The sequence below is a fragment of the Bradyrhizobium roseum genome (assembly GCF_030413175.1).
GTDB lineage: Bacteria > Pseudomonadota > Alphaproteobacteria > Rhizobiales > Xanthobacteraceae > Bradyrhizobium > Bradyrhizobium roseum.
The window spans coordinates 1971887-1994679 of the sequence record NZ_CP129212.1; the positions used below are offsets into that span (position 1 = coordinate 1971887).

20 protein-coding genes are annotated in these 22793 nt (G+C 64.2%); 11 read left to right on the forward strand and 9 right to left on the reverse strand.

What is annotated here, in order from left to right:
* Positions 1-166 precede the first annotated feature (166 nt).
* The 4 genes from QUH67_RS09300 to QUH67_RS09315 all read left to right on the forward strand — a co-directional run bounded on the left by QUH67_RS09300 (position 167) and on the right by QUH67_RS09315 (position 6898).
* Entirely contained in the window at positions 167-3640 is a 3474-nt protein-coding gene (locus QUH67_RS09300; protein WP_300946377.1) for an indolepyruvate ferredoxin oxidoreductase family protein, read from the forward strand.
* A gap of 144 nt (positions 3641-3784) precedes the next feature.
* The gene (locus QUH67_RS09305; RefSeq protein WP_300946378.1) at positions 3785-4198 is read left to right on the forward strand and encodes a hypothetical protein; all 414 of its coding nucleotides are present in this window, start codon (positions 3785-3787) and stop codon (positions 4196-4198) included.
* A 177-nt stretch (positions 4199-4375) separates the two neighbouring features.
* On the forward strand, positions 4376-5173 hold the full coding sequence (locus QUH67_RS09310; RefSeq protein ID WP_300946379.1) for an outer membrane protein: 798 nt from the start codon (positions 4376-4378) through the stop codon (positions 5171-5173).
* A 153-nt stretch (positions 5174-5326) separates the two neighbouring features.
* Positions 5327-6898 carry an alkaline phosphatase D family protein gene (locus QUH67_RS09315; RefSeq protein ID WP_300946380.1) on the forward strand — a complete coding sequence of 524 codons (1572 nt, stop codon included), beginning with the start codon at positions 5327-5329 and terminating at the stop codon, positions 6896-6898.
* A gap of 127 nt (positions 6899-7025) precedes the next feature.
* Here QUH67_RS09315 and QUH67_RS09320 read toward each other — a convergent pair whose 3' ends face one another.
* Positions 7026-7154: a hypothetical protein gene (locus QUH67_RS09320; RefSeq protein WP_300946381.1), complete on the reverse strand. Its 129-nt coding sequence runs from the start codon at positions 7152-7154 to the stop codon at positions 7026-7028.
* A 280-nt stretch (positions 7155-7434) separates the two neighbouring features.
* Between QUH67_RS09320 and QUH67_RS09325 the strand changes: the two genes are divergently transcribed.
* Positions 7435-8607, forward strand: coding sequence for a thiolase family protein (locus tag QUH67_RS09325; RefSeq protein WP_300946382.1), 1173 nt, complete (start codon positions 7435-7437; stop codon positions 8605-8607).
* Between the two features lie 86 nt (positions 8608-8693).
* On the opposite strand, the gene QUH67_RS09330 is transcribed toward QUH67_RS09325, so the two are convergent.
* On the reverse strand, positions 8694-8912 hold the full coding sequence (locus tag QUH67_RS09330) for a hypothetical protein (RefSeq protein ID WP_300946383.1): 219 nt from the start codon (positions 8910-8912) through the stop codon (positions 8694-8696).
* Positions 8913-9284: 372 nt separating this feature from the next.
* Between QUH67_RS09330 and QUH67_RS09335 the strand changes: the two genes are divergently transcribed.
* Entirely contained in the window at positions 9285-10565 is a 1281-nt protein-coding gene (locus QUH67_RS09335; protein WP_300946384.1) for an amidohydrolase/deacetylase family metallohydrolase, read from the forward strand.
* Between the two features lie 30 nt (positions 10566-10595).
* Here the strand turns inward: QUH67_RS09335 and QUH67_RS09340 are convergent, their stop codons facing one another.
* Positions 10596-11210 carry a GNAT family N-acetyltransferase gene (locus QUH67_RS09340; RefSeq protein ID WP_300946385.1) on the reverse strand — a complete coding sequence of 205 codons (615 nt, stop codon included), beginning with the start codon at positions 11208-11210 and terminating at the stop codon, positions 10596-10598.
* Positions 11211-11347: 137 nt separating this feature from the next.
* A complete protein-coding gene (locus tag QUH67_RS09345; protein ID WP_300946386.1) occupies positions 11348-12697 on the reverse strand; it encodes an MFS transporter in 1350 nt (449 codons plus the stop codon).
* A 208-nt stretch (positions 12698-12905) separates the two neighbouring features.
* Between QUH67_RS09345 and QUH67_RS09350 the strand changes: the two genes are divergently transcribed.
* Positions 12906-13823 carry an alpha/beta hydrolase gene (locus QUH67_RS09350; RefSeq protein ID WP_300946387.1) on the forward strand — a complete coding sequence of 306 codons (918 nt, stop codon included), beginning with the start codon at positions 12906-12908 and terminating at the stop codon, positions 13821-13823.
* Between the two features lie 40 nt (positions 13824-13863).
* Here the strand turns inward: QUH67_RS09350 and QUH67_RS09355 are convergent, their stop codons facing one another.
* The 3 genes from QUH67_RS09355 to QUH67_RS34840 are packed head-to-tail and all read right to left on the reverse strand — an operon-like array spanning position 13864 to position 16719.
* Positions 13864-15015, reverse strand: coding sequence for a DMT family transporter (locus QUH67_RS09355; RefSeq protein ID WP_300946388.1), 1152 nt, complete (start codon positions 15013-15015; stop codon positions 13864-13866).
* 7 nt (positions 15016-15022) lie between these two features.
* Positions 15023-16519, reverse strand: coding sequence for an FAD-dependent monooxygenase (locus QUH67_RS09360; RefSeq protein WP_320416126.1), 1497 nt, complete (start codon positions 16517-16519; stop codon positions 15023-15025).
* A gap of 26 nt (positions 16520-16545) precedes the next feature.
* Positions 16546-16719, reverse strand: coding sequence for an FAD-dependent oxidoreductase (locus QUH67_RS34840; RefSeq protein WP_320416127.1), 174 nt, complete (start codon positions 16717-16719; stop codon positions 16546-16548).
* Positions 16720-16867: 148 nt separating this feature from the next.
* On the opposite strand from QUH67_RS34840, the gene QUH67_RS09365 reads away from it, so the two are divergent.
* The 3 genes from QUH67_RS09365 (at position 16868) to hpaD (ending at position 19009) form a co-directional block, all read left to right on the forward strand.
* Entirely contained in the window at positions 16868-17740 is an 873-nt protein-coding gene (locus QUH67_RS09365) for a Bug family tripartite tricarboxylate transporter substrate binding protein (RefSeq protein ID WP_300946389.1), read from the forward strand.
* Between the two features lie 97 nt (positions 17741-17837).
* Positions 17838-18131 (forward strand): helix-turn-helix domain-containing protein, encoded by a 294-nt coding sequence (locus QUH67_RS34930; protein WP_407080419.1) that lies wholly within the window; start codon positions 17838-17840, stop codon positions 18129-18131.
* A 23-nt stretch (positions 18132-18154) separates the two neighbouring features.
* Positions 18155-19009: a 3,4-dihydroxyphenylacetate 2,3-dioxygenase gene (gene hpaD / locus QUH67_RS09375; protein WP_300946390.1), complete on the forward strand. Its 855-nt coding sequence runs from the start codon at positions 18155-18157 to the stop codon at positions 19007-19009.
* A gap of 33 nt (positions 19010-19042) precedes the next feature.
* Here hpaD and QUH67_RS09380 read toward each other — a convergent pair whose 3' ends face one another.
* Both QUH67_RS09380 and QUH67_RS09385 read right to left on the reverse strand, forming a co-directional pair.
* Complete coding sequence (locus tag QUH67_RS09380; protein ID WP_300946391.1) at positions 19043-20287, reverse strand: aminotransferase-like domain-containing protein; 1245 nt, start codon at positions 20285-20287, stop codon at positions 19043-19045.
* Between the two features lie 63 nt (positions 20288-20350).
* Complete coding sequence (locus tag QUH67_RS09385; protein ID WP_407080450.1) at positions 20351-20848, reverse strand: DUF3124 domain-containing protein; 498 nt, start codon at positions 20846-20848, stop codon at positions 20351-20353.
* 112 nt (positions 20849-20960) lie between these two features.
* On the opposite strand from QUH67_RS09385, the gene QUH67_RS09390 reads away from it, so the two are divergent.
* On the forward strand, positions 20961-22685 hold the full coding sequence (locus QUH67_RS09390) for a cation:proton antiporter (protein WP_300946393.1): 1725 nt from the start codon (positions 20961-20963) through the stop codon (positions 22683-22685).
* Positions 22686-22793 lie beyond the last annotated feature (108 nt).

A 22793-nucleotide genomic window follows, 5' to 3' on the forward strand; every position in this document is an offset into this window, starting at 1 on the left:
CGCAGCGTTTCAAAGAAGACGGAATTCGGCAAGAGCGATCCACAGGGGAGGAGTTATGTCCTGCCGCCATGAATTCGCGCTGGGCACGCATGGCAAAACCGGTGCATTCTGGTCACAATTAGACCGGTTCAAATCACCGGCGGAATATGCGACGGGGAGCGGATTAATGGCGTTGATGGAAGTTGGGCTGGACGACAAATATCGTCTGGATGCGAAACGCATATTCCTCTCCGGTACGCAGGCGCTGGTCCGATTGCCCATGTTGCAGCGCGAACGCGACCGTGCCGCGGGGCTCAACACCGCAGGTTTCATCTCCGGCTACCGCGGCTCGCCGCTCGGCATGTACGACCACGCGCTGTGGCGCGCCAAAAGCTTCCTCAAGCAGCACGACATCGAGTTCGCGCCCGGCCTCAACGAGGATCTGGCTGCGACCGCCGTGTGGGGCAGCCAGCAGGTCGGCATGTTTCCCGGCGCCAAGGTCGATGGCGTGTTCGGCATCTGGTACGGCAAGGGCCCCGGCGTCGACCGCTCCCTCGACGCGCTCAAGCACGCCAACTCGGCCGGCACCTCGCCGAATGGCGGCGTCATCGCGCTGGCCGGCGACGACCATGGCTGCCAGTCCTCGACGCTGGCGCACCAGAGCGAGCAGGTGTTCGCCGCCGCCTTGATGCCGGTGGTCAACCCGGCGACGCTGCAGGATTATCTCGATCTCGGCATTCTGGGTTTTGCGTTGTCGCGCTACGCGAGCTGCTGGGTCGGCTTCAAGGCGATTTCCGAAACCGTGGAAAGCTCGGCCTCGATCGTCAGCGATCCCGATCGCATCAAAATCGTCATACCCGGCGATTTCGAGATGCCGCCGGGGGGGCTGTCGATCCGCTGGCCGGATCCGCCGATGGAGGCCGAGCGGCGGCTGCACGGGCCGAAGATGCAGGCGGTGGCGGCATTCGCGCGCGCCAACCGTTTTGACCGCATCGTGCTGGATTCGAAGCCGGCGCGGCTCGGCATCATGGCGACCGGAAAAGCCTATCTCGATCTTCGGCAGGCGCTGGTCGACCTCGGCATTACCGATGCCGAGGCGCAGGCGCTGGGACTGCGCATCTACAAGGTCGCGCTGACCTGGCCGCTGGAGGAGTCCGGGGCAAAAGCGTTCGCCGAAGGCCTGCAGGACGTGCTGGTGGTCGAGGAGAAGCGCGGCTTCATCGAGGACCAGCTGCTGCGCATACTCTACAATGTCGATGCCTCGCGGCGGCCCTCGGTGGTCGGCAAGCGCGACGAGACCGGCGCCATGCTGCTGCCGAGCGAGGGCGAACTGACGCCCACGATGGTCGCGGCGGCCGTGGTGGCGCGGCTGCGCCGGCTCGGCCATCGCAGCCCGGCGCTGGAGCAGAGGCTGGCCAAACTCGAGGCGTTCGACCGGCCGGCGGAGGGCACGGCCGCCGCCAAACTGCAGCGCACGCCGTATTTCTGCTCGGGCTGCCCGCACAACACTTCGACCAAGATTCCCGAGGGCAGCCGAGCCATGGCCGGCATCGGCTGCCATGGCATGGCGCTGTCGGTGCCGAACCGCCGGACGCAAACCATCTCGCACATGGGCGCCGAGGGCGTCAGCTGGATCGGGCAGGCGCCGTTCACCAGTGAAGCCCACGTGTTCCAGAATCTGGGCGATGGCACCTACACCCATTCCGGCCTGCTCGCGATCCGCGCCGCGGCGGCCTCCGGCGTCAGCATCACCTACAAGATCCTTTATAATGACGCGGTGGCGATGACCGGCGGCCAGCCGGCCGAGGGCGGCCTGACGGTATCGCAGATCGCGCACCAGGTTTCAGCGGAAGGCGCCAAACGCCTCGTCATCGTCTCCGACGAGCCGGAGAAATATCCCAGCAATTACTTCCCTTCAGGGGTAACCGTTCATCATCGCCGCGAACTCGACGCGGTGCAGCGGGAGCTGCGCGAGGTCAAGGGCCTCACGGTGCTGATCTACGACCAGACCTGCGCCGCGGAGAAGCGCCGCCGCCGCAAGCGCGGGCTGTTTCCGGATCCGGACAAGCGCATCTTCATCAACGAGCGCGTCTGCGAGGGCTGCGGCGACTGCTCGGTGGTGTCCAACTGCGTTTCGGTACAGCCGCTGGAGACCGAGTTCGGTCGCAAGCGGCGGATCGACCAGTCGAACTGCAACAAGGACTTTTCCTGCATTGAGGGCTTTTGCCCGAGCTTTGTCAGCGTGCATGGCGCCAAGCTGCGCAAGGCCGATCGCGCGGCCGCCGATCCAAAGGCGCTGTTCGCCGACCTGCCGATGCCGGCCATCCCGGCACTCGACGGCGCCTACAACATCCTCGTCACCGGGATCGGTGGCACCGGCGTCATCACCATCGGCGCGCTGCTCGGCATGGCCGCCCATGTCGACGGCCGGGCCTGCTCGACGCTGGACTTCACGGGCCTGTCGCAGAAGAACGGCGCGGTCATGAGCCATGTCCGCATCGCGCCCTCGTCGGATGATCTCGCCAATGTCCGCATCGGACCCGGCAGCGCCAATCTCATCCTCGGCTGCGACATCGTCGTGGCCACCAGCGTCACGGCGCTGAGCCGGGCCGAACGCGGCGTGACCCGCGCCGTCGTCAATGCCGACCTGCTGCCGACCGCGAGCTTCGTGATCGATCCGGACATCGATTTCCAGGCCGGCACGATGCGGGACGCGCTCAACGAGGCGGTCAGCGCCACCGATCTCGATATCCTCGACGCCAACGGGCTCGCCACCGCGCTGATGGGCGACAGCATCGCCACCAACTCGTTCATGCTCGGTTTTGCGTTCCAGCGCGGTGCGATCCCGCTGTCGCTGGAGGCGATCATGAAGGCGATCGAGCTCAATGGCGCGGCCATCGAAATGAACAAGCTCGCCTTCTCCTGGGGCCGGCTCGCCGCTCACGACCTGCAGCGCGTCGTCACGGCGGCCCGCTTCAAGAACTCGGGAGCGGCGCCGGCCAAGCGGACGCTCGACGAGAGCATCGCGTTCCGTTCCAAATTCTTGACCGACTATCAGGACGAGGCCTATTCCAAGCGTTACCTGGCCGAAGTCGAGCGCGTTCGCGTGGCGGAAGCCAAGGGGTCGCCGGGGTCCCATGAGCTCACCGAGGCCTTTGCAAAAGGCCTGTTCAAGCTGATGGCCTACAAGGACGAATATGAAGTCGCCCGGCTTTATTCGGACGGGGAGTTCGGCAAGGCGCTGAAGGAACAGTTCGACGGTGACCCGAACGTCAAGGTCAGCCTCGCGCCGCCGCTGTTGGCGAAGCGGGACAAGGTGACCGGCCATTTGCGCAAGCGCGAGTTCGGCCCCTGGATCTTTCGCGCCTTCGAACTGCTGACGCGACTCAAGTTCCTGCGTGGAACGGCGTTCGATCCGTTCGGCTACACGGCCGAGCGGCGGATGGAGCGCGCGTTGCCGGGCGAATATGGCGCCATGATCTTTCGCCATCTCGATCGGGCGAAGCCGCAGGACTGGCCGCGGCTGGTGGCGCTGGCGAAATCAGCGGAACTGGTGCGCGGCTACGGCCACATCAAGGACGTCAACGTCGCCAAATTCCGCGCCGAATGCGCACGGCTGGAAGCATCGATCGGCCAGCCGGTGGCGCAGGCGGCTGAATAGGTCGTGTTCACTCGGCTTGGAAGTTTTCCACAGCCGGGGCTCACCCTTCGCTAACCTTGCGGCAGGGAATGGCTGGAATTATCCGGCCGGCTTCCTACATGATGGCCGGGCATTCATCTTTCAGTTGATTTCAGGAGGCCGACGATGGGCCTGAAAAACGCTATTTCTGCAGCGCTTTGCACAGGGCTCCTGATATCGGGCGGCGCCGCGCTGGCGGATGAATATCGCGCCAGCCAGTTCCTCGGCCTCGATCTGTCCCAGGCCGTGCTCTCACCTAAACGGCTCGGCCCGGAGACGCAGTTCGCGCCCGTGCGCATCGAGGCGCGGAGCGACAGCCGGCCGGTGAAGACGGAACGCGTGGTGGTGGCGAAGGAAGCCGCGCCCCAGCCGCAGACCGCGGAGGAGCGTGTCGAGAAACCGCGCGCCGCAAAACCGCGTGTCGCCGCCCGCACCAGGCTGGCGCGACCCCGCAGCAACCCGCTCGACGCCCAGGCACGCGACACACGGATCCAGACCTGGCCGTGTAAGTCGGGTGCCATCTGCGGCTGGCAACGGTGATCTCGATTGACGACCTCCTGCGAGTGCGCCCTCTACGTCGACGAGAGATTTTGTAGGTACTAAAATACCCTTTTTGCACTTTTTGGTTGCCCCTGTTGCGGTTCCACTACAGCGCCCTTCCGGGAACTCGGGCATTGTGTGTCGGAACATGGCTGAATTCTTGAAGGGCGGGGCAAGATGAAGACAATCGCAGCTGCGGCATCGATTTTCCTGGCGGGCTCACTCGGCGCCTTCGCGGCGGACATGCCGGCCCGCTACACCAAGGCCCCTGCGGCAGCGGCGGTGTACAACTGGACCGGCTTCTACGTCGGCGGCAATGTCGGATACGGCTGGGGCCGTTCGGATCTGCGCACGACGCTTGACCAAAACAGCAGCTGGGCGGGCGAAGGCGCCGCGTTCCAGAATCAATTCATCGCCATCAGCAACAACCGGCTCGATCCGGCCGGCGTCGTCGGCGGTCTGCAGGCTGGCTATAATTGGCAGAACGGGGCCGGGGTTTTCGGCATCGAGGCCGACATCAATGGCTCGGATCTCAGGCAGCGCGTGGTGTATACGGCCGCCAATCCGCCCACCACCCGCACGTTCAACGAAAGCATCAAGAACGACTGGTTCATGACCGTGCGTGGACGCGCCGGTGTGGCGTTCAATACGACGCTGCTCTACGCCACCGGCGGTCTTGCGGTCGGCAACGTCAGTGGAAGCTGGGATCTGACCTCGGCAAACGGTTATGCGAAGACCGGCTCGGCCAACGAGACCCGAGTTGGATGGACGGTCGGCGCGGGTGTCGAGCATGCGTTCGCGCCAAGATGGACGGTCAAGCTCGAATATCTCTACACCGATCTCGGCTCGATCAACTATACGTCGGCTTACGTGCCCGGCAGCACCTTCGCGCCTCCGGGCGCCAACTATGTCGAACGCATTTCCCAGGACTTCACCTTCCATACCGTCAGGGCCGGTGTGAACTACAGGTTCTGAGGTTCGGGCGACGCGCACCAAGCGGCACTCCAGCCGCGCCAAATGCCTGCACGGCGATGATGCGCTCGCGCGTCATCCACCTGTCGTAAAACCTTCGGCCTACATTCAAATTGCTCGGGCACACCGTCGTCATGATTCGACGAGGGTGCTTCGATGCCGATTGCGATACGCGGCGGTCAGGCTGTTAACCGGCGCCAATGGCTGGTCCGCTCCGCCGCGACGTGCGCGGTCGCCGGTCTTGGCAGCCTCGCCAGACCCTACCTCAGCCGCGCCGCCGATCGTCCGCTGATCACGAGCGGCATCCAGTCCGGCGACGTTTCGGCCGACTCCGCCGTGATCTGGGCCCGCGCCGACCGCGCCGCGCGCATGCAGGTCGAGTGTTCGGCCGACGAAGCTTTCAAGACGATTATTGGCTCGGCAACCGGCGACGCCCTGCCGAACAGCGACTTCACCGCAAAAGTTATGCTTCACGATCTGCCGGCCGGGCAGGACATCTTCTATCGCGTGCGGTTCGAAAGTGGCGACGGCATCGCCGGCGAGATCCAGCGCGGCCATTTCCGCACCGCGCCCAGTGCGCGCGGCAACCTGTCCTTCGCCTGGTCGGGCGATACCGCGGGGCAGGGCTGGGGCATCGACGAAAATCGTGGCGGGATGCGGACTTACCGCACCATGCTCGACAACCGTCCTGACTTCTTCATCCATTGCGGCGACCACATCTATGCGGATTGTCCGGTGGAGCGGGAATTGAAGCTGCCCAATGGCGAGGTTTGGCGGAACATCATCACCGAAGAGAAATCGGTGGAAGCGCACACCCTCAACCAGTTCCGCGGCAACTACAAATACAACTGGCTCGACCGAAATTTCCGCGCCTTCCATGCCGCCGTGCCGATGTTCGCGCAATGGGACGATCACGAGGTCACCAACGACTGGGCGCCGGGCGGCACCGCCGACGAAACCGGCTATGCCGAGGACGGCAGCTCGCTGCTGGTGGCGCGGGCGCGCCGCGCGTTCCACGAATTCATGCCGATGCGCGCGGTGCCCGCCCGGGACGGCCGGATCTATCGCAAGATCGCCTACGGCCCGCTGCTCGACATCTTCATGCTGGACATGCGCAGCTACCGCGATTCCAGCTTCAACAAGCGCGACGACCACAGCGAGGCCTGCATCCTCGGTGCGGCGCAACTGGCCTGGCTTAAGCGCGAACTGGTGGCGTCCGATGCGACCTGGAAGGTGATCGCCGCCGACATGCCGATCGGCCTGTTCAGCGAGGACGGCATTGCGCTCGGCGACGGCCCGCCGGAGCGGCGCGAGCATGAGATCGCCGATCTATTGTCGTTCATGAAACGCGCCGGCATCCGCAACACGGTGTGGCTGACCGCCGACATGCACTACACGGCGGCGCACCATTACGATCCGAACCGCGCGGCCTTCCAGGATTTCGAACCGTTCTGGGAATTCGTCAGTGGCCCCCTGCATGCGGGCACCTGGGCGCCGGCCCCGCTCGACAATACGTTCGGGCCAAAGGCGATGTTCCAGAAGGGCTGCGACGGCGAAAACCTCGCGCCCTGTTACGGCATGCAGTTCTTCGGCCGCGTCGACATCGACGGCAGGACCGAAGTGATGACCGTGACGCTGAAGGACGTCGACAACCGCGACCTCTGGTCGGTCGATATCGAGCCGCGCCAGGATGCGCGGCCCGGCCGGATCATGGCGCAGCATATCTGAGAGGGGCAGAATCCGCAGATATTGTAGCCCACATGAGCTCTTGCGATATGCGGGTCGGTGAAAGAGCGGCCCCCGCATGTCGCAAACGCTCATGCGGGCTACATCAGCGCCGAACCGCAGGGTGGCTTCAGGACCTCGCCACGAGATAACCGATCGCCACTATCAGCACAGAAATCGTCAAGACCACGCCGAGTACGGCGGCGATGATCGCCGGCAGTTGGTGGGCATCCAGCCATCGTTGCAAAGCCTTGACCATCGCTCCCCCTGACCTGATGCTGACTAAGCCGCAGCTTGTACGCAGAGCATTTCAATAGCGATCAATTTCGCCCAGTGAAATAGCCGGCGCATGGGTCTTTCGTCGCGGGCCTGCTGCGCCGGAACGCCCGCACGGCCTTGCCGAAGCACGGCCGTTGTGCAAATCCCGGTCCGGGCCGGCTTGCGGGTCATTCTTTTCCGCTCGCCGGAATTCGGGTTTCCACTACACACCGGCGCGGCGCCAGTCCATACTGGATCGCATCCAAGGGAGGTCTTTCAAAATGCGTGAAGCTGTTATCGTTTCCTATGCACGTACCGGGCTGGCGAAGTCCGGCCGCGGCGGATTCAACATCACTCCGCCGATGTCGTTGGCGAGCCACGCCATCAAGCACGCCGTGGAGCGCGCGGGCGTCGACAAGGACTATGTCGAGGATTGCTATCTAGGCAACTGCGCGCATGGCGCCCCGAACATCGGCCGCCAGGCCGCGCTGCTCGCCGGCCTGCCGAAGTCGACCGGCGGCGTGTCGGTGAACCGCTTCTGCTCGTCGGGCCTGCAGACCATCGCGATGGCCGCCAACTCGATCCGCTCTGATGGTGCCGACTGCATCGTCGCCGGCGGCGTCGAGAGCATCTCGATCCCGGGCGGCGGTTCGCCGAAGGAATCGATCGATCCTGAACTGCTCAAGGTCGCGCCCGATATCTTCATGGCGATGATCGACACCGCCGATATCGTCGCCGAGCGCTACAAGGTCAGCCGCGAATACCAGGACGAATACTCGCTGGAATCGCAGCGCCGCATGGCGGCCGCCCAGCAGGCCAACAAGTTCAAGGACGAAATCGTCCCGATGAAGACCAAGATGAAGGTGGTCGACAAGGCGACGAAAGCGGAGAGCATCGTCGACTACGTGGTCGACCGCGACGAGTGCAACCGCCCCGAGACGACGCTTGAAGGCCTGGCCAAGCTCGAGCCGGTCAAGGGCGCCGGCAAATACGTCACCGCCGGTAACGCCAGCCAGCTCTCGGACGGCGCCGCTGCCGTGGTGCTGATGGAAGCCAAGGACGCCGAGAAGCGTGGCCTCAACCCGATGGGCCGCTTCGTGGCCTGGGCCGCCGCTGGCTGCGAGCCGGACGAGATGGGCATCGGCCCGATCTACGCCGTGCCGAAGCTGTTGAAGCGCCACGGCCTGAAGATCGACGACATCGATCTCTGGGAACTCAACGAAGCCTTTGCCAGCCAGTGTCTCTATTCGCGCGACAAGCTCGGGATCGATCCGGAGAAGTACAATGTCAACGGCGGCTCGATTGCCATCGGCCATCCCTTCGGCATGACCGGCGCGCGTCTCACCGGCCACATCCTGCAGGAAGGCCGCCGGCGCAAGGCCAAGTGGGGCGTCGTCACGATGTGCATCGGCGGCGGCCAGGGCGGCGCGGGCCTGTTCGAGATCTACAGCTGACGTCCGCGCCTCTCGCGCTACGTCGACGGCAACAAGACAAAGAAAATGGCTCCGCGAGGAGCCATTTTCCGTTGAGGCGTGATGTCTCAGTAGCGGCGCTTCTTGATGATCACGACCTTGTTGCGATGGCCATGGCCGCGGTGCCATCCGCGATGCGATCGGTAGTGGGCACGCGCGCCGTGATGGTGGTGGTGACCCGCATGATGACCGCCGCGTTTGATCACGACGGTTTGCGCGTCCGCGACCGACGGGGCCGCGAAGATGAGCGCGCCGAGTGCGACGATAGCCAATGCAAACTTCTTCATTCCATTCTCCTCAAATGACCGAGAATGAAACATCACATCGCCGCGAACGTTCCCCCGGGATTTGAAGAGAATTCTGAACGCCTGTTCAGATGCGTCCGACGCGCGGAGGCCATTCGACCTTCGGATTGTTCTTGCCGGGTGGCTCGACGACGCCAGCTTCCCACGATCGGTTGAGCCCTTCGCGAAACCCATCACCGCGGTGCAAGAACTTGATGGGTTTCGCGAATGGCTTAACCCATCCTGTACCTTTCTGGCGTTCGGCCCACCAAACGCCGGCTGCTCTCGCGTGGGCCGCTGCACCCTCTGCTTGCGCAACGCCCGAACCCGGCGCATCATTGCCGCATAAAAAATCATATCGGGGGGAGTGTTGCGATGACCGGGTTTTCACGCCGTGATTTTCTGCTGGCAACGGGGTCGGCGGCCGTGGCCGCCGCATCCGGCCCGGCCCATGCCGCGATGGGGCCGAACGACAAGTTCGACCTCGTCATCAAGGGCGGCGACGTGCTGGACCCGAGCCAGCAGCTTAGGGGCAAACGCGACATCGGCATCCGCTGGGGCGTGATCGAGGCCGTCGAGAGCGAGATCCCGGCCGCCCGGGCCGCGAAAAGCATCGACGCATCCGGCAAGCTGGTCACCCCGGGCCTGATCGACCTGCACTCGCACGTCTACCCCTATGGCTCGGCGATCGGCATTCCCGCCGACGAACTGGTGCAGGCGCAGGCCACCACCACCGTGGTGTCGGCGGGCGATGCCGGCGTCAACAACATTGCGGCGCTGCGCCGCTATATCGTAGCGCAATCGCGAGCGCGGATTTACGCCTTCATCCACATCGCCAACAATGGGCTGTCGGGCTTCCCGGTCGCCGAGCTCTACAATATCGACTACGCGCAGATGGACGCCTGCGCGATGGCGCTGGCGGAAAACCCGGATTTCCTGCTCGGCGTCAAGGTTCGGATGTCGGAGAACGTCATCGCCAAGCATGGGCTAGAGCCGTTGAAGCGCGCCATCAAGGCCTGCGAAATGTGCGGCTGGCCGGCCAAGATGATGGTGCATATCGGCGGCGTCGAGACCAAGGAGTTGATGTCGGAAATTCTCGATTTGCTGCGGCCGGGCGACGTGCTGACGCACGCCTATTCCGGCGCGCCCAACATCGCCGGCGTCTTCACCAACATCGTGCAGGACGGCAAGCTGCTGCCGGCGGCGCTGTCCGCCAAGCAGCGCGGCGTGATGTTCGATGTCGGCCACGGCGGGGGCAGTTTTGATTTCACGGTGGCGGAAGTGGCGATCGCCGGCGGCTGCGGGCCGGATACGATTTCCTCCGACATCCACGTCTTCTCCGGCAATTCGCCGGGCATGCCGTATCTGCCGAACGTGATGAGCAAGTTCATCCCGCTCGGATATACGGTGGAGCAGGTGGTCGCGATGGCAACCTCCGCGCCGGCAAAAATCATCAACCGCGTGCCGAAAGTCGGCACGCTGCAGATCGGCGCGCCCGGCGACGTCGCGATCATGGAATTGGTCGAGGGCCAGACCTCGTTCGTCGACACCCGCAACAACAGGCGCGAGGGCAAGCTGCTGCTCAAGCCTGTTCAGACCGTGATCAACGGGGTGCCATTCGGCCGGCCATATCAGGCGCCGTTCGCGGTGCGGTGAAGGGGAAATTTGATCCCGGCCAAGCCGGGATCAAAAGCGCCCCATCCAGATGGTTCTGTCAGAGGCGTCATCGTCGAGTTTTACGCGTCCATACCCTCGCCTTGACCAAAACCGGATGGCGCGTGTATTCGCGCTGTTGATGCCGACATGCGTCGCCCCGACTCCCTGTTGTGAGGCGAGAGCCATCCATTCCGAGAAAAGCATCGTTCCCACGCCGCGTTCCTGAATTCTATCCAACAGATTCAGATGTAGATGAGCAGGATAGAGCTCGACAACCTGTTCAGGGGCACGTTGCGGGTGATGGATCGCGTATGCGCGGCGCTGGTCCGCTGACCATTCGCTCGCAGGTCTCGAAGCAGGATCGGCGTACTGCCGGCGAAGCCTCGGCCACCATTCAGCCTCGAGCCTCGTCTGCCAATTCGCGGTGTTCGGCGTACCAACGGCGAACCCGGCGACGCCCTCGTCGTCTTCAACGACAAGCGCCAGCCGCGGTTCGAGAAGGGCATAAGGTGCGGAATAGATGTGACCGATCAGCTTGCGATCCTCATAGAGGTGAGAAGCGTCCCTGCCTTCGTGGCCGGTTGCAAGGGAGATCGCATAAAGCGCTTCAAGGTCGGCAGGTCTAAAGGTTCTGATGACGAGCACAGAACTTCTCCGCTCCGCGAAACTTTGAGACCGAATAGCATGCGCGAACAGGATTTGCGACGGGCGGCCACTTGCAGACGCGACTTTCGGTTCTTCGCCGCAAGCAGCATGACAACGGGACGAGACCCGGCGCGCGGCTACACCCGGGTCCGGACCATCGGAAGAAGCCGCAGGAAGCTGACGGCGCTTCCGAGCGCGCCAAGCGCCGCGCCGATCCAGATCGCGGCCCAGATGCCATGGTCGGGCGAGAATGACAGGCAGACGGCAACGATGGCTGCGCCGACCGACTGGCCGAACAGGCGCGAAGCCGCAAGGATGCCGCTGGCGCCACCGCTTCTGTCCGCTGGCGCGCTACTCATGATCGCCTTCATGTTGGGCGTTTGAAAGAATCCGAAGCCGATGCCGCACAGGATCAGGCGCCAGCCGATTTCGACCGGAGACGGTGACGCCGGCAGGAATGCCAGCGCGGCGATGCCGATCCCGACGAGAAGAAGTCCACCGCCGCCCAGCAATCCCGGCTGAACGCGATCGCCGAGCGGTGCGGCGATCAGCGTCATGACGGCCAGGGTCACCGGCCAGGGCGTGATCAGATATCCGGCTTCGATCTGGCTGTAGCCGAACTTGAACTGAAAGAGGAACGGCAGCATGACGAAGATCAGTCCCTGAATGGCGAAGGCGCAGATCGACGTCGCCGACGATAGCGCGAACAGGGGAATGCGAAACAGGTCGATCGCCAGAATGGGGGCGGCGTGTCCCGCTTCGCGCCGGTGCAGGCCGTAGCCGCAAGCGGCGGCCAGGGCGAGGGCGAGTACGATCGGAGGCCAACTGGCGCGATGCGCAATGCCCGCAATGCCGAACATCAGGCCGGCGAACATGCCGGCGCAGAAAAGCGCCGACAGGCGGTCGAAGTGACGGACGTTGCGCGGCGTTGGCGGCAAGTCGCGGCTGGCGAAGGCAAACGACAGAAGCGCGAGAGGGACGTTCATCAGGAACAGCCAGCGCCAGTTCGAGACGGAAAGGATGGCGGACGCTGCCGTGGGACCGACTGAAAAGGCGATTCCGACAACCAACGCGTAGACGCCGAGCCCGCGCCCCAAACGCGTTGGCGGGTAGAGGGTGCGTATCAGCGCCGGCGTGGTCGCGGAGACGGCGGCGGTGCCGGCGCCGAGCAGGGCCCGTGACAGGGCGATCGTGAACAGTGAGTTGGATAGGCCGGCCGCAAGGGAGCCGATAGCGAAGGCGATCAGCCCGCCGAAAAAGATGCGGCGATGGCCGTAAATCTCGCCAAGCGCCGCAAGCGGCAAGAGCGCTGCGACCACCGCGAGGTAATAGACGTTGATGATCCAGATCGTGCCGGCGGGGCTGGCGCCAATCCCGACCGCGATGGCCGGCAGGGCGGTGCTGGTCAGCGAAATATCGAGGGTGACGATCGCGACGCCCATTTGTACCGCCAGGACGGCGGGCAGCGAAATTTTGGTCGGTGTCATGGTGCCTGTGATCACAAAGCTCCGCGTCAGCTTACGCCAAGAAATGGTTTTGGTGCGGGCCGCGAAGCGGAGGCAACAATGATTGCGGGCTCGTCAAGACCGGGCGTCACATCCTTGCTCAGAATAAAATCATGACTTTGGGTGGTGGATACATGTAGTCTAATCGACAGGCCTAGTCGTCGCGCAGGTACATCCAACGAGGTGCCGCATGCGATTCTTGCTCGCGCTATCGATCACGCTGTTGGTGTTCGGTTCGGCTTTGGCTGGTCCAATGCCATCAGACAAGGCCGAGGCCATCCGGGCCATCGGGCCGGTCATCAATCCGACTGAAACGGCCAAGCTGTATGCGCCGCTGCACGCGAAGGAACCTTATGACAACGTGACGGTGGTGCGGGATCTCAAATATGGCCCGCATCAGCGAAACCTCATCGACGTCTTTCATGCAGCTGCCCCGCCGAGTCGACCGGTTTTGATCTTTGTGCATGGCGGTGGATATCAGAGAGGCGACAGGCGGATCGGCACAGGACCATACCATGACAATCTGATGTTATGGGCATCGAAGAACGGCTTTGTCGGTGTGAACATGACCTATCGTCTGGCGCCGGACCACAGCTGGCCGGCCGCGGCTGACGACGTGGCGGCCGCAGTCGCATGGACGAGGGAGAAGATTCGGGACTTCGGGGGCGATCCCGACCGGATTTTTCTGATGGGACATTCGGCGGGGGCGGCGCACGTCGGCAGCTATATTGCGCGCACGGCCACGCCTGCAATTGTCGGCGCGATCCTCGTATCGGGAACTTTCGACCTTCGTCCCCAAATTGAGGTCGCCGGGCAAAAATCCTACTTCGGTGACAATACCGAATTGTGGCCGGAACGCTCATCCATCAAGGGACTGGCAGACTCGTCGCTGCCCTTACTGGTCGCGCATGCGGAAATAGACGTTCCCTATTACATCGACCAGGCGGAAACCTTGAAGGCCGCGCGATGCGCCAGGCAGAACTGTCCGGCCTTCGTGGTCCTGAAAGACCACAGCCACATGTCGGAAATCTACTCGGTGAACACCGGTGACACGACGCTGACCGATGAGGTACTTGCGTTCGTAGCAAAGGTGACGCCACGGAAGTAGACATGCTTCATGGTCTTTGCCAGCGCCAGCTTAGCAGCGATCAACACGGGACCATGGGATCGATGCGGCGAACGCAGTCAGCTTCAATCCATATGGAGTGCATGTAGCTCGCTTCACCGACGGCTTCACCGACGTGCAATTCCAGAAATCCGCATTCGTTGATGCCCTCGACAGGAAAGACGCGACCCACGCAAGCTTCGAACAGCGCCTGTGTCCCCATTCCGGACGGGAGCGATGCAGGCACCGCAACCACCTCGACCGGGTCTCCAATCTTCATGGCGTGGCTTACCTTTGTGGCTTCCTGGCAGGCGCTGTGAGGAACCTGCCGCTTCGCCCGCATATCCCCGATAATATCGGCAACTACCGCGCCCATCACCAGCGCACCGCCGGCGAGCACGCGCAGCGTGGGAACGTCACCAAATCCCACCCAGATCCAGAACGGCATCAGCGGCGTCTCCAACGTCGAGATCAGCGCCGCCTGGCCTGATAGCAGCAGACGCGAGCCGAGGAAGAACAGGGTGAGGCCGAGCGCCACCTGGAAGCAGCCGAACATCGCGAGAATCAGCAGGTCGAAACCGCTGACCGCCGTGATTCCGTGGGCGAAGGGAAGGCTGATGGCGCTGCCCAAAAAATTCGATAGCGCGGCGGCGGCGATCATCGGAGTGTTGCGGTGCCGCCGCACCGTGACGGTCATGGCCGCGATCGCCAGCGCCATGAAGCAGGCGAGGGCAACGCCTAAAATGTCGGCGCCGCCGCGGGCGCCGCCGACGATGATGACGACGCCGACAAGTGCTGCCACGCTCGCCAGCATGGTTCGCCGGTGGGGAATCTCCTTCAGCCATATCCAGGCCAGCGCTGCCGCGAGGAACGGGCCGGTCGCGATGATGATCGCGACATTCGAGACGTCGGTGAGCTGCAGCGCGGGGATGAAGGCGATCATCGCCAGCGTCGAGAACGACGCCACCAGCCAGCCGTTGACGTCGAACCGGATCAGATCCCGCAGGCTGGCGCGGCCCTGTAAAAACACCATCAGGCCCGTGATCATGATTCCGGCGAACAGCCCGCGCCAGAACAGGATGGTACAGGAATCGTAAGCGAGCAGCCGCGTGAAGAACGGCGCGGTGCTCCAGAACACGGCGGCGGCGACGACCAGCGCAATGCCGAGACGATGCTGGGAGCGCGCCTCGGTCATCTCGTGCTCACGCGGAAACGAGGCCGACGTTCTTGCCGAGCAGCTTGGCCACGAGAGACGCGGGATCGTCGGGGATGGCATCGCCGCGCCAGGCCACGTGCTGGTCCGTTCGCGCCACGACGAGCTTGCGGGCGCCGGGCGGCTGGGCCTCAGCGGCGGCGACGTCGACCACCGCGAACGGCACGCCGCTGGCGGTCATCGCCTCCGCCAGCGGGGCGATCGAGACGTCCGGATCGTAGCGCAGCAGGGTGTAGCCCGGCCCGAGCGCATCATAGACCGGCCGACCGTCGGCGAGCTTTGCGAACGGCAGCCGGCAGCCTGGCGTCGACGACGGCGTGAAATCCGCCATCGTAAAACCCGGCTGCGCGGCGCCGTCATAGGCAATGATCGGGGAGCGGTCGTAGAAGTAACCGAAGTTGAGGCCGGCGCAGCAATATTGCTGCACGTTCAGATCATAGGCGGCCTGTCCCACCTGCTGCCGCACGGCGTCGCCTTCGGGCCCCGGCTGCTCGATCGCCTCGGGAACGGTACGGCGCTGGCTCAGCACCTTGCCCGCCATGTCCATCGCAAAGCGCGACACCTGCTCGGTGATCGGCAGCCGCTCGGCTTCATAGGCATCGAGGATCTTGATATCGGCCCATCCTTGCAGATGGGCGGACAACAGCCAGGCGAGGTTGGTGGCGTCGGCAATGCCGGCATTCATGCCGTAGCCGGCATAGGGCATCCACAGATGCGCGGCGTCGCCGCAGATGAAGGCGCGGCCCTTGCGAAACCGGTCGGCGACCAGCCGGCGGCCGACCCAGTCTTCCTCGCTGAGGATCTCGTAATCGAAATCGGGGCCGACGCCGAGGATGGCGCGGATCGAGGCGTCGCGGTCGACGGACTCGAAGGTCTCGTCTTCCTTGTTGAGGTGATTGTGGATCAGCCAGTTCTCGCGGCCGTCGATTGCCACCATCGTGCCGCAGCGCCGCGGGTTGAGCGACAGCGTCATCCACGCCGGCCTCTCCATCATGGCGAGCAACGCGGGGGCGCGAATATAGGTCGACTGCACGCGCTGGATGATCGGCGTCCCCTGCAGATTGGCGTCGATCGCCTTGCGCACCAGCGAACGTGCCCCGTCGCAGCCGACGATGAAGTCGGCGCGGATCTGCGACGTCGTATGGCTGTCGAGGTTGCGGATGGTGGCAAGGATGCCGTCAGCATCTTCGCGGAACTCCTCGAACGCGGTGCGGTTCAGGATCTGCAGCCCGTCGATGGCGGCGGCGTGCGCGAACAGCACCGGTTCCATGTAGATCTGGTTGATGCGGTGCGGCGGCTCGGCCGTCGGCCAATCGGTGTCCGGGCCGTCGACGGCGGTGTAGCGATCGCGGCGGCATGGAATCGGAATGCGCGAGAGCTCGATGCCGGTTGCGGTGGTGCGATAGGAGCAATCGTTCGGATAGTCGGCGGGCAGCCCGGCGTCGCGCAATTTTTGCGCGAGGCCTAGCCGGCGGAAAATCTCCATCGAGCGTGCCGAGACGTGGTTGCATTTCACGCTCGGCGGTCGCCGGGGGCGCGGGTTTCCACCACGGTGACGGATATTCCCCGCGAGGCAAGGTCCATCGCGAGCGTCAGGCCGACCGGACCGGCCCCCACCACCAGAACACGGGTCTTCACCTGATCGCTCGCGGCCTTGTCGCTTGCCGCGCTGGGACGATCATGCATAACTGACAGTCACAAAAAAAATCATTGGGGGGAGACCTGCATGTTTCCGTCGGTCTGGCGAGCCTTGGCCGGGGCCCTTGTTGCTTCGTTGTCGTTCTCGGCGGTCGACACAGCAAACGCATATCCCGATCAACCAATCAAGATCATCGTGACGTTTCCGCCCGGCGGGAGCGCCGATATCGTGATCCGCGCGTTGCAGCCCGTGGTATCGGAAACGCTGCGCCAGCCGATCGTCATCGAGAACAGGGCGGGTGCGGGCGGCAATATCGGGATCGGGGCCGTGGCGCAGGCCGCGCCCGACGGCTACACGCTCGGCGTCGCCGCGGCCGGCGTGCTGACCGTCAATCCCCACCTCAATCGCGCGGCGATGGCGTTCGATCCGGTCAAGGACCTGGCGCCGGTGACGATGCTGGCCGAGATTCCGTTCGTGCTGGTGGCGTCGCAGCAGTCGGGCATTGCGTCGGTCGCGGACCTGATTGCAAAAGCCAAGGCGCAACCGCAGGGCCTGTCGATCGGGCATGGCGGCAACGGCACCGCGATGCACCTGACATCGGCCCTGTTCAATCAAAGGGCGGGTGTCGGACTTCAACTGATCGCCTATCGCGGCACCGCGCCGGCCGCCGTCGACGTTCTCGCCGGCCACATCCCGTTCGCCGTGCTGGATATCCCGGCGTCCAAGCAATTGATCAGCGACGGCAAGTTGAAGGCGCTCGGCGTCTCCGCCGCCAAGCGCGTGGTGTTCCTGCCCGACGTTCCTGCGCTGGCGGAGCAGGGCCTCAAGGAATTCGAATCGGTCGGCTGGTTCGGCCTGGTCGTGCCCGCAGGCACACCGCCCGACATCATCGCCACGTTGAACGCGGCCTTCGTGAAGGCGTTGAGCGATCCGGCCGCGATCGAAAAAATACGGCTGCTCGGCGCCGAACCGTCGCCGTCGTCGCCGGAGGGCTTTGCCAAATTCATCCAGAGCGAAAGCGCAAAATGGGGCAAGCTGATCGCCGAGACCGGGATCAAGGCCGAATAAGGTCCATGTTCCGGGAAAGCCTCTAGCAAGGCCATTTGATCCCGGTCAATGACGCCGTCCTTTCGCTTCGCGATCATCGCGGACGAGAGGATTGAGCGTGCCACACAGCGAAACCTTGTCCGATTCCCAAGCGCGTTCACGCCGTCCGGCGGGCCCGGTCCTGCGCGACGCGGACGGAAGGCTGCCTCATGAGAGCGAGTTCCTGAGGCAACTCGGCATCCGCGTCCGCGAAATGCGCGCCTGCCGTGGCATGTCGCGCCGCGAACTCGCCCGCCTGTCCGGGCTTTCCGAACGCTTCGTGGCGCAGATCGAGGCCGGCAAGGGCAACGTTTCGATCGTGCGGCTGTTGCGCATCGCGATGGTGTTTCGCGGCGAGGCACCGGCTGCCTGACCGGCCGCGGAGGGAGCTGTGCCATGGGAGAGCTTGTTCTGGCGGCCAAGGTCAGCCATGTGCCATCCCTGATGCTGTCGGAAGTTGCGGGCAGCCCGCTGAAGGCCGCCCGTGAAGGCGCCGTGCAGGCGCTGCGCGAACTTGGTCGTCGTGCCCGGGAACGCCGGGTCTCGACCTTCGTGGTGTTCGACACCCACTGGCTCTCCAATTTCGGCTACCACATCAACGCCAATCCGCATCATCGCGGGGCCTTCACCAGCCATGAAGCCCCGCAGATGATTCAGGATCTGCGTTACGACTTGCCGGGCGACCCCGCGCTTGCCGAAGCCATTGCCGGGGAAGCGGCAGGCGCGGGGCTTGGCGTCATGGCGCACAGGGTCGCGAGCCTCGGGCTCGAATACGGCACCATCGTGCCGATGCATTACATGAACGAAGACGGCTGGGCCAAGGTGGTCTCGGTCGCAACCCCGCTGTTCACGTCGCTGGAGGAGAGCCGCATCCTGGGCGAGGCGACGCGCCGGGCCGTTGCGCGTTCAGGCGAACGGGTGGCGATCCTCGCCAGCGGATCGCTGTCGCACCGGCTGTGGCCCAACAAGCAGCTCGGGCCGGAGGCGTGGACTTCGGTCGCCAGCGAATTCAACCGCCAGGTCGATCTGCGCGTGCTCGAGCTCTGGCAGCAGCGCCGCTACCGCGAATTCGTCGCCATGCTTCCGGACTATGCGGTCAAATGCAACGGCGAGGGCGGCATGGCCGATACCGTCATGCTGTTCGCAGCGCTCGGCTGGGACGACTTCAACGGCGCAGCCGAGCAGCTCTGCGACTACTTTCCGTCCAGCGGCAGCGGCCAGGTCAATGTCGAGTTTCACGTCGGCGGGTGACCTGAAATCCCGAGGTCACCCGGCCCCGCGGCCTCACGCCTTGCCGCGCTTCTCCACGTTCGCAATCCGCTCCGGCACGCCGAACTCCTTGCGGCAGACTTCGGCGAGCAGGGCGACGCCCTCGCGGATCTGCTCATGCGAGGGGCTGGCAAAGCACAGCCGCAGGCGGCTGCCGGAGTAAGCCTTGTCGGTGGACCATTCCGGCCCGGGATTGATCGCGACGCCGGCGGCGAGTGCGGCCTGATAGAGTTTCAGCGTGTCGACATTGTCCGGCAGCTTCACCCACAGGAAGATGCCGCCCTTGGGATCCTCGAATTCGGCGGCCGTGCCGAACTGCTCGTTGAGCGCTTCCATCAGCGTGTCGAGCTTGGCGCGCAGGCCTCGCGTCAGCTTCGGCACATGGGTGGCAAAATGCGGCGCGCAATACTCCGCCAGCACCATCTGTTCCAACGCGCCGCTCCCCGCATCGGTCTTCAGCGCCAGCATCCGCGACATCATTTCCCAGGGGGCGACGATGAAGCCGACGCGCAGCGCCGGCGCAATCGATTTCGAGAACGAGCCGATATGGATGACGCCGCCATGCGGGCTCATGGCGTAGATCGCAGGCGGGCGCTCGCCTTTCCAGATCAAATCGGCATAGCAATCGTCCTCGAAAATCGGCACGCCGTATTCTTTCGACAGCTTCAGCATCTCCGCGCGCCGCGTTTCCGGCATGATCGACCCGGTGGGGTTCTGCACGGTGGGGATGGTGTAGATGTATTTCGGCGTGATGCCGCGGCTCTTGTGCTCGGCGAGAACAGCCGCCAGCGCGTCCATCCGCATGCCGTCGTCATCGAGGGGAATGCCGACCGCCTTGACGCCGAGCCGCGTCAGCCGGTTCAGCGCGCCCTGGTAGGTCTCCTGTTCGACCAGCACGGTGTCGCCGCGCGCCAGCAGCGTCTGGTTGATGAGATCGAGCGCCTGCAGCGAGCCCGAGACGATCATGATGTCGTCGGCGCCGCAGGAGATCCCGGCGTCGCGCTTGAGTTTGGTGGCGAGGAATTCGCGCAAGGGACGATAGCCCTGCGGGCCGCTGGCGAGGCCGTAGGTCGCGAGCGTCCTGCCCTCGCGCTTCAGCACGGCGTTGACCGCCTCGATCAGGCCGTCGACCGGAACCTGGTCGGGATCGTTGTTGCCGCCGACAAAGCTGTATTTGGCAAGCCCGGTCCACCGCGCGGCCGGGGCCGGCAATCCGGCGGGCAGCAACGGTGCAAAATCGAAGGGGGTTGCGGTGGACATGGACATTCACTCCCGTTTTGTTTTTCGTTGAGAAGGCCGCGGGCCTTCCTGTCGTGGTGCGGTCTAGTTCTTGATAACCCGGATCGGCCGCCCCTGGCTGATGAAGGCATAATGCCCGGGGCCGACGCTGCCGACCATCAGTGCCTCGACGGCGGGTTCCGCGATCTCGCCGGCGGCCGCCCAGTCGATCACGAAATTGGCCCCTGTGCCGCCGCGCACGTCGCTCGCTGGAATGAAGACCTCGATGGTTGCAAAGGGTTTCAGCGCCACCGGCGATTTGAGGTAGCTTTCCACCATCTTGCCTGATGTGTCGAAATAGGCGACCCGCTTCAGCACCAGCGGCCGGGTCTCGGACGCGTTGTGGACGCTCAACGTCACCGAGAAGTCCGCCCGCAGCTTGCCCTGGCTCATCAAGACGCTGGAATAGACCGGCACGTAGAACGCGCCGGACACCGCGAGGGTTTCCGTTGGGACCGCGGTGAGGGAGGCGGCGAAATTCTGTTCGACGGTCCCGCCCTGCGCGTGGGCGGCGGGGCTCGAAAGGATCGACAGCACGGCCAGAATCGCTACAAAGGCCCCCAATCCAAAAGCCCCTGATCTATGGCTGTGACACATTGCTTGTTTGACCCCCGTAGCTGGACCTCTAGGCTGGGGCAGGGGCAGAAACGGACCTATGCACGAACTTATTCGCGATATCACGCTCTGTATCCTGTTCGCCTGGGTGCTCGGCCTGCTGGCGCATTTCTCCCGGCAGCCGCTGATCCTGGCCTACCTTATCGCCGGGTTCTTCATTGGTCCATTCGGCATGGGCTGGGTCAAGTCCCAGGAGTCGATCAACGTCATCTCCGAACTCGGCCTGATCTTCATGCTGTTCATGATCGGGCTGGAGATCGACCTCAAGAAGATCGTGCGCGCCGGCAAGGTCATCCTGTTCGCCGCCGGCGGGCAGTTGATCGGCGGCGTCGTGCTCGGGCTGCTCTTCTTCATCGCCATCGGGATGTCGATGGGCGGCGGCAAGTTCGACGCGCTGTATCTCTGCGTCGCCTGCGCGCTGTCGAGCACGGTGATCATCGTAAAAGTGCTGTACGAGAAGCGCGAGCTCGACACGCTGCCCGGGCGCATCACGCTCGGCGTGCTGGTGCTGCAGGACATCTTTGCCATCCTGTTCCTGGCGGTGCAGCCGAGCCTCGATAACCTGCAAGTGAGCGTGATCCTGCTCTCGATCGCGCGGGTCGGCGCGCTGGTGGCGACCGCCCTCATCCTGAGCCGCTACGTGCTGCCCTGGCTGTTCCACCAGATCGCGCGCCGGCCGGAACTGATTTTGCTGGGGGCACTGGCCTGGTGCTTTTTGATCGGCGAGATCGCCGAGCGGCTGCATCTGTCGCGCGAGATGGGCTCGCTGGTGGCCGGCGTGTCGCTGTCGACCTTCCCCTATGCGCTCGACGTCACCGCCAAGGTGACGACGCTGCGGGATTTCTTCATCACGCTGTTCTTCGTCTCGCTCGGCATGACGATCCCGATTCCGAACGGGTCGGTGATCGGGCTGGCGCTGATGATCGCAGCCTTCACGGTGGTCAGCCGCGTGGTGACCACGTTCACGCCGCTTTATCTGATGAAGCAGGGGCTGCGCGCCAGTCTGCTGCCGGCGATCAACCTGGCGCAGATTTCGGAGTTCTCGCTGGTCGTGATCCAGACCGGCGTAGCCGCGCACCATATCAGCGCCGAAACCTCGAGTGCTGCGTCATTCGCCTTCGTGGTGCTGGCGGTGCTGAGCACCTTCATCATGGGCCGCAGCGACCAGGTCACCCGCGCCTTGATCGGCCCCTTGAAGCGGATCGGCCTGCGCGATCTCGACCAGACCCAGGACGCCGAGGGTCACGAGGGAGGGCACGGCGAGGCGCGGCGCATCGTCATCCTCGGCTTCTTCCGCGCCGCCAGCGCGCTGTTGAGCGAGATCGAGCGCCGCCGGCCGGACGTGCTCGAACAGATCACCGTGATCGACTTCAACCCGCTGGTGTTCCGCACGCTCACCGACCGCGGCATGCACGTGGTCTATGGCGACATCAGCAATGTCGACACGCTGGTGCATGCCGGCGTCGGCAAGTCCGAACTGATCATCCTCAGCATCCCGGATTCGCTGCTGAAGGGCGCCGACAACGAAAAGCTGGTCCGCCACGTCCGTTCGCTCAACCCGACCGCTAAGATCGTCGCCACCGCGGAAATTCTGGCCAATGTCGGCGACCTCTACGAAGCCGGCGCCGACTACGTCACCGTCACACGCCTCAGCGACGCCGAAGAACTCTACAAGGTGATCGAGGCCGCCCAGGCCGGGCTGCTCGGAGACAAGCGCGCCGAAACCGACGCGCTTCTCAGCGAGCGCCGCGAGGTGCTGCCGTAGGGCCTTAGGCTATCATCTGCACCTGCTGGTTTGAGGTGCACGATCGATCCTCGAATGCCGTCATGTCCGGGCTTGTCCCGGGCATCGACTGCTTAAAGGATCGCGGCC